The sequence below is a fragment of the Achromobacter colocynthidis genome, from assembly GCF_057334535.1.
The window spans coordinates 1-439 of record NZ_JBHFIZ010000018.1 but is presented as its reverse complement, the minus strand read 5'-3'; the positions used below and the strand labels follow the sequence as shown (position 1 = coordinate 439).

Genomic DNA, 439 nt, shown 5'->3' with positions numbered 1-439 from the left:
CGTTCGATCTTGAACATGCGCCGCTCGCTGCGCAGTGCATGCCCCTCGGGGCAACGATATTCGTTGGCCTCTCCATCCCATTCGAAGTCGCTGCTCGATAGACTGTCGTCCTTGCGCTGGGTTCTGTCCCAGACGGGGACGTGCGGCTCTATCCCCTTGTCTTGCACCATCCACGCCAGCATCGGAGCCGTGCCGTAAGCAGTATCGCCGATGAGCCGATCAGGGATAATGTCGAATCGTTCCTCGACGCGATCCACCATCGTCTTGGTAGAGTCCACTTCTGCGGTGCGATGTGCAGGGGGGGCTTCGACGTCGAGGATCACGCCATGCTCGGTATCGATCAGATAGTTTGTCGAATAAGCGAAGAATGCGGGACCGCCAGGGGCGGCCGTCCACCGTGACTGCGGATCGGTCAGCGAGATTCGCCGGGGAACGGCTT

At 60.4% G+C, this 439-nt stretch carries 1 protein-coding gene; it reads right to left on the bottom strand.

Features of this window, described 5'->3' with window-relative positions; genetic code table 11:
• Positions 1-439, bottom strand: a 439-nt coding sequence (locus tag ACE04A_RS06150; protein WP_485819949.1) for a transposase, incomplete at both ends; no start/stop codon positions are given.